The following is a 9,597-nucleotide window of genomic DNA, read 5'->3' on the forward strand; positions in this document are numbered from 1 at the left end:
GCGACATGTGGATCTTCCGGAAACTCTTCGGCCCCATCCAGCGCTTTCTCGAGCGCCGGCGTTTCCCGACCCTGTTCCTGATCCTGGCCGCCCTGTTCGGCGCCAACCTGGTCATTCCCGACGCCATCCCGCTGATCGACGAGCTGATCATGCTGGTGGCAACCGTCATCGTCGGCGCCTTCCGCGAGCGGCGGAAGGGAGACAAAGGCGATAAGGAGTCGGCCGAGTCCGGGGAGTAGGCTGGGCTCACTGCCCGCTCATTCGGTTTTTTCGTTTTTTGGTGTTTTGGTTCTTTGGTGTAAATGAATTTACCTGCCGCCGCTTCAAAGCCCGTCACCTTGCTGCAGCTCTCCGACAGCCACCTCTCGGAAGACCCGCAGGCGCGCTATCGCGGGCAGCCGGCGGATGCCAACCTGGCTACGCTTCGTCCCGCCATCCAGGAATTGAAGCCCGACCTGATCGTGCTCTCCGGCGACGTGTCCGAGGACGCCTCGCCGGCCTCGTACTGGCGGATGGGTGGCTTCGTGCGCGACCTGGCGCCGCAGATTGCCTGGATCCCCGGTAACCACGACGAGCGCGAGGTGATGGCCGGAGTCTTCGACGAGCTGGGCTTCGAGGCCGGACCCGTCGTCGAGGCCGGCGGCTGGCAGGTGATGTTGCTGGATTCGGCCTGGTCCGACCGCCCCGACGGGGAAATGAACGACGAGCGCCTGGCGCCGATCGACCGCCTCGACGGCAGCGCCCCCGCGCTGGTCTTCGTGCATCACCAGCCGCTGCTGGTGGGCTCGCCCTGGATCGACAAGTACCCGCTGGTCGAGCCGCACCGCCTGTGGGATCGCCTCGCCGGCAAGCCGGTCAAGGCGGTGGCCTTCGGCCACGTCCACCAGGTGTTCGAGGGGGAGCACGACGGCATCGCCTGCCTGTCCGCGCCCTCGACGGCGGCCAACGGCGTGCGCGAAGCGCCGCGCTTCACGCCGAGCGAGCAGGGCCCCTCGGCGCGCTGGTTCCGGCTCTGGCCGAATGGTCGTTGGGAAACGGGGCTTCTCGTATGCTGATAAAGTCAGCCTAAGTTTCAGGCAATCCCTGGTGCCGGTTTATGGGCAAATACGCCAAGCTCCGGGAAAAAATTCTGTCCGGAGCCTCAGATGCCAACGTTAACTTCGATGAACTCTGCAGGTTTCTGAAAAGGATGGGTTTTTCAGAGCGAATCAAGGGAAGTCACCATATATTTTCCCACGACGGCATCCCTGATATCCTCAACCTGCAACCCAAAGGCGGCAAAGCCAAACCGTATCAAGTCAAGCAAATTCGACGTGTGCTGACCCACTCCCCACTTAGGAACCTCGATGTCGATTAGGTACGAACTCATCATCTACTGGAGCCACGATGACGAAGCTTTTGTCGTGGAAGTTCCTGAGCTTCCAGGTTGCATGGCGGATGGCGAGTCCTACGAGCAGGCAGTCGCCAATGCCCAGGTCGTCATCGAGGAGTGGATCGAGACTGCTCGCTCGCTCGGCCGTCCAATTCCGGAGCCGCGTGGCAAGCTGATGTACGCCTGAGGGTGCTTTCGCCTCAGATCTCGACCATTTCGAAGTCTTCCTTCCCCGCCCCGCAGTCGGGGCAGAGCCAGTCCTCGGGCACGTCTTCCCAGCGGGTGCCGGGCGGGATGCCGTCGTCGGGCCAGCCTTTTTCCTCGTCGTAGATGAAGCCGCAGACGATGCACATCCAGGTCTTGAAGGGTTGCTCTTCGCTCACGCGTTAAAATCCGTGTGTGGACAACAGCCCCGCATTCTAAATGATCGGCCCGCCGGCGGGAGCGAAGACGCCCGCCGGAGCCGGGGGCGCGATGCCTTAAACTGTTCGCCCGAATTTCCGTACCACTTCCGCGAGTTCCAGGAGTAGTCACAGACGCCATGACCGCCAGCCACGACCTGTTCGACCGCGCCCGCGCCCGCATTCCGGGCGGAGTCAATTCACCGGTGCGCGCCTTCTCCTCCGTCGGCGGCGAGCCGATCTTCTTCGAGCATGCCGAAGGCGCCTACATGTTCGACGTCGACGGCAAGCGCTACATCGACTACGTCGGCTCCTGGGGCCCGATGATCTGCGGCCACGCCCACCCGAAGATCATCGAAGCCGTCCAGAAGGCCGCGGCCAAGGGCCTGAGCTTCGGCGCGCCGGCGCCGGGCGAGGTGACCATGGCCGAGATGCTGTGCGAGATGATTCCCTCGCTCGAGAGAGTCCGCATGGTCAACTCCGGCACCGAGGCCACGATGTCGGCCCTGCGCGTGGCGCGCGCGGCCACCGGCAAGGACCGATTCATCAAGTTCGAGGGCAACTACCACGGTCACGGCGACAGCTTCCTGGTCAAGGCCGGTTCGGGTGCCCAGACCCTGGGCGTGCCGACCTCGCCGGGCGTGCCCGCCGCCCTGGCCGAGCTCACGCTCAACGCCCGCTATAACGACCTCGACAGCGTGCGTCAGCTCTTCGACGCCTACCCCGACGAGATCGGCTGCGTGTTCGTCGAACCGGTGGCCGGCAACATGAACTGCGTGCCGCCGCAGCCCGGTTTCCTCGAGGGCCTGCGCCAGATCTGCGACGAGAAGGGTGCGGTACTGGTCTTCGACGAGGTCATGACCGGCTTCCGCGTCGGCCCCACCGGCGCGCAGGGTCGTTATGGGGTCATCCCCGACCTGACCACCTTCGGCAAGGTCATCGGCGCGGGCATGCCCGTCGGTGCCTTCGGCGGCAAGCACGAGATCATGAAGCTCGTCGCCCCGGAAGGCCCCGTCTACCAGGCCGGCACCCTGTCGGGCAATCCCGTCGCGATGGCCGCCGGCATCGCCAACCTGGAGCTGCTGCGCGAAGACGGCTTCTACGAGAAGCTCGAGGCGCGCACCAAGCAGCTCGCCGACGGCCTCAAGCAGGCCGCCGACAACGCCGACGTGCCCATGGCCACCGTGGCAGTGGGCGGCATGTTCGGCTACTTCTTCACCGAGGCCGATGAGGTGACCAACTTCGAGCAGGCCGCCGCCTGCAACATCGAGCACTTCAAGACCTTCTTCACCGAAATGCTGAAAGCCGGCGTCTACCTGGCGCCGTCGGCCTTCGAGGCCGGCTTCGTCAGCAGCGCCCATACCGCCGCCGACGTCACCGAAACGGTGGGCGCGGCCAGCGAAGTGCTCAAGCGGATGGCCGGCTGAAGGCCGCCCGAACGGCGGCACGGTACACTAGCTGCTCGAGAGGGAGAAAGCGGGGCCCGCGCAAGGGGCGCGGCCGACCGATAGGATTTGCCAGGAGCGCATGCAATGAAAGTAGGTGCACTAAAGGAGACCGCACCGGGTGAGGCGCGGGTTGCGTTGACGCCCGAGAGTGCGGGTCGGCTCAAGAAGCTGGGCTACGAATGCCTGGTGGAGAAGGGCGCGGGGCTGGCAGCCTCGTTCACCGACGCGGCTTATGAACAAGCCGGCGTCACGGTGGTGGATTCGGCCGACGCGCTCTGGAAGCAGGCCGACGTCATCGTCAAGGTGCGCGAACCGTCCGAGGCCGAGATCGAGGCCGCGCCCGAGGGCAAGACCCTGATCAGCTTCGTCTGGCCGGCCGCCAACGAAGACCTCCTGGAAAAGATGAAGGCCAAGAACCTGTCCGTGCTGGCCATGGACATGGTGCCGCGCATCAGCCGCGCGCAGAAGATGGACGCGCTGTCCTCGATGGCCAACATCGCCGGCTACCGCGCGGTGGTCGAGGCCGGCAACAACTTCGGCCGCTTCTTCATGGGCCAGATGACCGCCGCCGGCAAGGTGCCGCCGGCGAAGGTGCTGGTGGTCGGCGCCGGCGTGGCCGGCCTGGCCGCGATCGGCACCTCGACCTCGCTGGGCGCCATCACCCTGGCCTTCGACGTGCGCCCGGAAGTGGCCGAGCAGATCGAGTCGATGGGCGCGGAGTTCGTTTATCTCGATTTCGAGGAAGAGCAGACCGACGGCGCGGAGACAGGCGGCTACGCCGCGCCGTCCAGCCCGGAGTTCCGCGAGAAGCAGCTGGAGAAATTCCGCGAGCTGGCCCCGGACGTCGATATCGTCATCACGACCGCGTTGATCCCGAACCGCCCCGCGCCGGAGCTGTGGACCGAGGACATGGTCGAGGCGATGAAGCCCGGCTCGGTGATCGTCGACCTGGCCGCCGAGCGCGGCGGCAATTGCACGCTCACCAAGAAGGACGAGCGCATCGTCACCGACAACGACGTGACCATCATCGGCTACACGGATTTCCCCAGCCGCATGGCCACGCAGTCGTCCAACCTCTACGCCACCAACATCCGCCACATGCTCGACGACCTCACGCCGGAAAAAGACGGCAAGCCGGTCATCGACATGGAAGACGACGTGATCCGCGGATCGCTGGTTTGCCACGAAGGCGAGATCACCTGGCCGCCGCCCGAGCCCAAGACCAAGGCGATTGGCTCTGCCAAGCCCAAGAAGAAGGAGCCGGAAGAAACGGCCGAGGAAAAGGCCGCGCGCGAAGAGAAGGCCATGAAGGCCTCGCTCAACCGCACGGCGATCATGCTCGCCGTCGGCGGGCTGCTGTGCCTGGGCCTGGGCACGGTCGCGCCGCCGAGCTTCATGCAGCACTTCATCGTGTTCGTGCTGTCGGTGTTCGTCGGCTACCACGTGATCTGGGGCGTGGCGCACTCGCTGCACACGCCCTTGATGGCGATCACCAACGCGATCTCGTCGATCATCATCGTCGGCGCCCTGCTGCAGATCGCCTCGGGGAATTCCGTCGTGTTCGTCCTGGCCGCGGCGTCGGTGCTGATGGCCTCGGTCAACATCTTCGGCGGATTCCTGGTAACCCGCCGCATGCTCGCCATGTTCAAGCGCAGCTGAGGGAATGCAGATGTCTATCGGATTGATCACCGCCGCCTACGTTGTCGCGGCCGTACTCTTCATCCTCGCCCTCGGCGGCCTTTCCAACCAGGAAAAGGCCAAGCGCGCCATCTGGTACGGCATCGCCGGCATGCTGCTGGCGGTGGCCGCCACCATCGGCACGCCGGGCGTGGGGCAGTACCTCACCATCGCCATGATGGTGATCGTCGGCGGCGTCGTCGGCTGGATCGTCGCCAAGCGCGTTCAGATGACGCAGATGCCCGAGCTGGTCGCCGGCTTCCACAGCCTGGTCGGCCTGGCCGCCGTGTTCATCGGCATCAACGCCCACCTGGAGATGGGTGTGGCACTCGCCGCCAGGGACGCCGGCACGGCCGCCGAGCTGGCCGGCTTCGCGGCGACCATCGCCAAGAAGTCCGCCGTCGAGCTCAACATCCTGCAGGTCGAGCTGTTCCTGGGCATCCTGATCGGTGCGATCACTTTCACCGGGTCGATCATCGCCTACGGCAAGCTGTCCGGAAAGCTCAGCTCTGCCGCGCTGACCCTGCCGGGCCGCCACCTGCTCAACCTGGTGGCCATCATCGCCTGCTTTGCCCTGGGCGCGCTCTACCTGGGCGGCGCCGGGCTGTGGACGATGATCGCCGTGGCCGTCATCGCCGGGTTGATCGGCTGCCACCTGATCATGGCCATCGGCGGGGCCGACATGCCCGTGGTCGTGTCGATGCTCAACTCGTATTCGGGCTGGGCCGCGGCGGCCATCGGCTTCACCCTGGGCAACGACCTGCTGATCGTCACCGGCGCGCTGGTCGGTTCCTCGGGCGCGATCCTGTCCTACATCATGTGCAAGGGCATGAACCGCAGCTTCGTCTCCGTGATTCTCGGCGGCTGGGGCGGTGAATCGAGCGCCGCCGCGGCGGTCGACGGCGAAATGATCGCCGCCGATGCCGACGACGTGGCCTCGGCCGTGAACGACGCCGACAGCGTGATCATCGTGCCCGGCTACGGCATGGCCGTCGCCCAGGCGCAGACTGCCGTGTCGGAACTCACCAAGAAGCTGCGCGGCCAGGGCAAGAGCGTGCGATTCGCCATTCATCCGGTGGCCGGCCGCCTACCCGGCCACATGAACGTGCTGCTGGCCGAGGCCAAGGTGCCCTACGACATCGTCCTGGAGATGGAGGAGATCAACGAGGACTTCCCCGACACCGACGTGGTGATCATCATCGGCGCCAACGACATCGTGAACCCGGCCGCCCAGGACGACCCGGGCAGCCCCATCGCCGGCATGCCGGTGCTCGAGGTCTGGAAGGCGCGGCAGGTGTTCGTGTGCAAGCGCGGGCAAGGCACGGGTTATTCCGGCATCGAGAACCCGCTGTTCTTCAAGGACAACACGCGCATGTTCTACGGCGACGCCAAGGCTTCCATGGAAGCCCTGCTGAAAGAACTGGACTGACCGGAGTCCGTCGGGAAAACACCATGTCCCGATTCCTGGCCAAGCGGATCTCCAACTACAACGACGATCGCTCGCTGGGCTCGCGATTCCGCGCGAAGCGCGCGGGTCCGTTGATGGAACTGATCGAATCGGCGCACCGGGCCCACGACGAGGTCCGAATCCTCGATATCGGCGGCACCGAACGCTACTGGAAAATCATCCCGCCCGACTTCCTGGATCGCCATCATGTGCAGATCTCCATCGCCAACCGGCTCGACCGCGAACTGCCCGAAAGCCACGACCGCTTCACCTTCATCCGCGCCGACGGCTGCAACCTGCAGGAGTTCGAGGACGACGCCTTTCATATCGCCCACTCCAACTCGGTGATCGAGCACGTCGGCGACTGGACGCAGATGAAGCGCCTGGCCGCGGAAATCCGCCGCGTCGGCGAAAGCCATTTCGTGCAGACCCCCAACTACTGGTTCCCCGTCGAGCCGCACTGCATGACGCCGTTCTTCCACTGGCTGCCCAAACCGCTGCGCATCCGCCTGACGATGCGCTTCGCCCTGGGCCACTGGAAACGCGCCGAGACCGTCGACCAGGCCATGCGCTTCATCGAGGGCTCGCGCCTGCTAAACCGAAAGATGTTCGAGCATCTCTTCGAAGGCGACGAGATCATCACCGAGCGCGTCTTCCTGCTGCCCAAGTCCTTCATCGCCGTCGGCCGCGGCCGCCTCGCACAAGCGAAAACCGGCAACTTGCCCCGCGCCGATTGAACCCCCGAAGCGCCCCCGCTACACTGACTGTGGGGACGCGGCTGCGGCACGGGCCATGGCGGTAGCGTGGCCGCATTAATACAACTCACATCCCGTCCATGGGACTCCTCGCCCCCATCGCCCCGCGATTGATCACGTGCGTGTAGATCATCGTGGTGCGCACGTCCGAATGCCCCAGCAACTGCTGCACCGTGCGGATATCCGCCCCGGACTCGAGCAGATGCGTGGCAAAGCTGTGCCGGAAGGTGTGGCAGGTGACCGGTTTGCGAAGCCTGCAATGTCGCGCCGCGCGCTTGACCGCCTTCTGGACCGTAGATGCGAAAAGGTGGTGTCGGCCCACCCGGCGCGAACGCGGATCCATGGACACCCGCCGCGAGGGAAAGACGAACTGCCAGCCGGGCTCGAAGCGAGCATTCGGATACTTTCGATCCAGCGCCTGCGGCAGAATCGCGCCGCCGCGGTTGAGCTTGCGATCGAGCGCCAACAGCTCCATGGATTGCTGGATCTGTTGCTCCAGCCCCTCGCGACAGGCATCGGCCAGCACCGTGACGCGGTCCTTCGAGCCCTTGCCGTCGCGAACGATCAACTCGCGTCGCCTGAGGTCCACGTCCTTGATGCGAAGCCGCAGGGCCTCCGTCAGCCGCAGCCCGGAGCCATAGAGGAGCTTGACGACCAGATCCTGCGGCGGTGGCAGCTGCGCCATGATCATACGCACTTCGTCCCGATCGAGAACGACCGGCATGCGCGCCGGCTTCTTCGCCCGAACAACTTCATCCAGCCAGGGCAATTCGATCTCGAGAACCTGGCGATACAAGAACAAGATCGCCGCGAGCGCCAGATTTTGAGTGGAGGCAGAAACGTTGCGATCCACGGCCAGATGGGTCAGAAATGCCTCGACATGCCGTTTACCCATGTCCGCCGGATGCTTCTTCCCGTGAAACAGAATGAACCGACGAGCCCAGTGCACATACGCCTCTTCGGTCCGATAGCTGTAGTGCCGGGCGCGAATCGCCGCCCGAAGCCGATCGAGCAATTTTCCAGCCATGCTTGTTCAATCAGGTTGAATCCGAATACGATTGAAGCCCAAGCGGCCGCCAAGAAAAATGAGAACAACACGCGAACCGACGTAGGAAATTTGCGCGTTAAAAGGAAAAACACCCGAGTGAAATCAAGAGTTCGAACTGATAAGTTGCTGATTCTAGGAAAGACATCAGCAGCCAACCCCGTAAGATCGCGATTAAAAGGAACTTCGCTTCCCCAATCGACCGATCCCCACTTAATCCACCTAGTTCTTAGTTAGAAAGCAATGGATTTACTAAGCCAAGATTCTCGCACCTTTTTGCTCGGCGTGAGCGTAACTATCGCTATATTCATGATGCTCTTCGCCATCCGGAATCGAATCAGAGATCATCGAGTAAAGCTCGAAGTGGCTCATGGTTTTTCTCACCAACTAATCCAGGAGGCCGGGGAGTTTCTGCCCGGTAGTACCGCATTTCTTTATGTTGAGATCAAAAATTGTGGCGAGAAGCAGCGTTTCATAGAAAAGCCGGCGCTAAAACTCTCTGAGAAAATCGACGGTGAGAACGCTTTCTACATTACCACGGTAAATGATCCTCACTCGTGGCCTCAGAAGCTCGAGCCAGGCGCAGTATTCAAAAAAGAAACAAACCTAAGAAATTTACACCAGAAACTAACGTCCAAAATATCGCGCCGCGCAAAGCTTCGTTTCGAAGTTCGAGACACATTGGGCAAAACATACAAATCTAAATGGTTCAAGATGGCTGACGTGATAGGACAGCTACAAGTAGAGGAAAGTGTGTAGTTGGTAAGTGCCAAAAAGCTTTCTAACAAGTCGCTCAAGTACGTTCCGGCCCCATCGGGCCTCCACCGGACGCGGCTAAAGCCGCGCCGCTTAGCTCAAACGTTATGTCCCTTTTTAACATGCCAGGCGTGTGAAATGACCCAAGACTCTATCATTGTCGCCATTGTAGTCGGCTCAGTTAGCGGCGTATTTGCTTCCGGCCTTCTTTGGCTGCTGAAGCATCTGTTCTTTCGGCATTTTCTGCCCTTTTATCAGTCAGTCACCTACCGAGGGAGCTCAATCCACGGGACCTGGGTTGCTTACTACCCACTAACCGGAGAAGAAAAAAAGGCGTTTGCAACTATCCATATCAAACAATCTGCGCATGCAGTAGAGGCCCAGTACATCATGCACTTGGGAGATGATGACGGGGACTTAACGTTCGATTGCAAAGGTGAGTACTGGGAGGGCTATCTTTCAATGCTAGGGCGTTCACATTTGCGCACAAACTACAGCATCCTTACTGCGCTATTAAAGTTGAAGGATAGCGGAGCAACTATGCAGGGAGACGTTGCTGGAAGGCACCGCGCAAAAGATCACCCTGAAACCATTCAAGGTATAACCTTTGAGCGAGAAGCCTGATAGACGAGACATAACAAATCGCTCAAGTACGTTCCGGCCCTTCGGGCCTCCACCGGACGCGGCTAAAGCCGC

The 9,597-nt window shown here is 62.4% G+C and carries 12 protein-coding genes; 10 read left to right on the forward strand and 2 right to left on the reverse strand.

All coding sequences use genetic code 11. The features are described 5' to 3' along the window. Positions 1-5 precede the first annotated feature (5 nt). The 4 genes from DZC52_RS08575 to DZC52_RS08590 all read left to right on the forward strand — a co-directional run bounded on the left by DZC52_RS08575 (position 6) and on the right by DZC52_RS08590 (position 1,559). A complete protein-coding gene (locus DZC52_RS08575) occupies positions 6-239 on the forward strand; it encodes a DUF6116 family protein (protein WP_116650725.1) in 234 nt (77 codons plus the stop codon). Between the two features lie 63 nt (positions 240-302). Further along, positions 303-1,055 carry a metallophosphoesterase gene (locus DZC52_RS08580; RefSeq protein ID WP_116650726.1) on the forward strand — a complete coding sequence of 251 codons (753 nt, stop codon included), beginning with the start codon at positions 303-305 and terminating at the stop codon, positions 1,053-1,055. Positions 1,056-1,096: 41 nt separating this feature from the next. Further along, positions 1,097-1,357 (forward strand): type II toxin-antitoxin system HicA family toxin, encoded by a 261-nt coding sequence (locus DZC52_RS08585; protein WP_116650727.1) that lies wholly within the window; start codon positions 1,097-1,099, stop codon positions 1,355-1,357. Next, positions 1,347-1,559 (forward strand): type II toxin-antitoxin system HicB family antitoxin, encoded by a 213-nt coding sequence (locus tag DZC52_RS08590; protein WP_116650728.1) that lies wholly within the window; start codon positions 1,347-1,349, stop codon positions 1,557-1,559. The genes DZC52_RS08585 and DZC52_RS08590 overlap by 11 nt, the downstream gene beginning before the upstream one ends. A 13-nt stretch (positions 1,560-1,572) precedes the next feature. Here DZC52_RS08590 and DZC52_RS08595 read toward each other — a convergent pair whose 3' ends face one another. Next, a complete protein-coding gene (locus tag DZC52_RS08595; protein ID WP_116650735.1) occupies positions 1,573-1,725 on the reverse strand; it encodes a rubredoxin in 153 nt (50 codons plus the stop codon). Positions 1,726-1,913: 188 nt separating this feature from the next. Between DZC52_RS08595 and hemL the strand changes: the two genes are divergently transcribed. The 4 genes from hemL to DZC52_RS08615 all read left to right on the forward strand — a co-directional run bounded on the left by hemL (position 1,914) and on the right by DZC52_RS08615 (position 7,082). Next, positions 1,914-3,200, forward strand: a complete 1,287-nt coding sequence (gene hemL / locus DZC52_RS08600) for a glutamate-1-semialdehyde 2,1-aminomutase (RefSeq protein ID WP_116650729.1) — start codon at positions 1,914-1,916, stop codon at positions 3,198-3,200. Between the two features lie 105 nt (positions 3,201-3,305). Beyond that, a complete protein-coding gene (locus DZC52_RS08605; protein ID WP_116650730.1) occupies positions 3,306-4,880 on the forward strand; it encodes a Re/Si-specific NAD(P)(+) transhydrogenase subunit alpha in 1,575 nt (524 codons plus the stop codon). A 10-nt stretch (positions 4,881-4,890) separates the two neighbouring features. Then, entirely contained in the window at positions 4,891-6,327 is a 1,437-nt protein-coding gene (locus DZC52_RS08610) for an NAD(P)(+) transhydrogenase (Re/Si-specific) subunit beta (protein WP_116650736.1), read from the forward strand. 23 nt (positions 6,328-6,350) lie between these two features. Continuing rightward, positions 6,351-7,082, forward strand: coding sequence for a class I SAM-dependent methyltransferase (locus DZC52_RS08615; protein ID WP_116650731.1), 732 nt, complete (start codon positions 6,351-6,353; stop codon positions 7,080-7,082). Between the two features lie 85 nt (positions 7,083-7,167). On the opposite strand, the gene DZC52_RS08620 is transcribed toward DZC52_RS08615, so the two are convergent. Continuing rightward, positions 7,168-8,127 (reverse strand): integron integrase, encoded by a 960-nt coding sequence (locus tag DZC52_RS08620; protein ID WP_116650732.1) that lies wholly within the window; start codon positions 8,125-8,127, stop codon positions 7,168-7,170. Positions 8,128-8,388: 261 nt separating this feature from the next. Between DZC52_RS08620 and DZC52_RS08625 the strand changes: the two genes are divergently transcribed. Beyond that, entirely contained in the window at positions 8,389-8,904 is a 516-nt protein-coding gene (locus DZC52_RS08625; RefSeq protein ID WP_116650733.1) for a hypothetical protein, read from the forward strand. 135 nt (positions 8,905-9,039) lie between these two features. Continuing rightward, entirely contained in the window at positions 9,040-9,525 is a 486-nt protein-coding gene (locus DZC52_RS15385) for a hypothetical protein (protein WP_147307643.1), read from the forward strand. Positions 9,526-9,597 lie beyond the last annotated feature (72 nt).

The sequence above is a fragment of the Wenzhouxiangella sediminis genome, assembly GCF_003410055.1.
GTDB classification, from domain to species: Bacteria; Pseudomonadota; Gammaproteobacteria; order Xanthomonadales; family Wenzhouxiangellaceae; genus Wenzhouxiangella; species Wenzhouxiangella sediminis.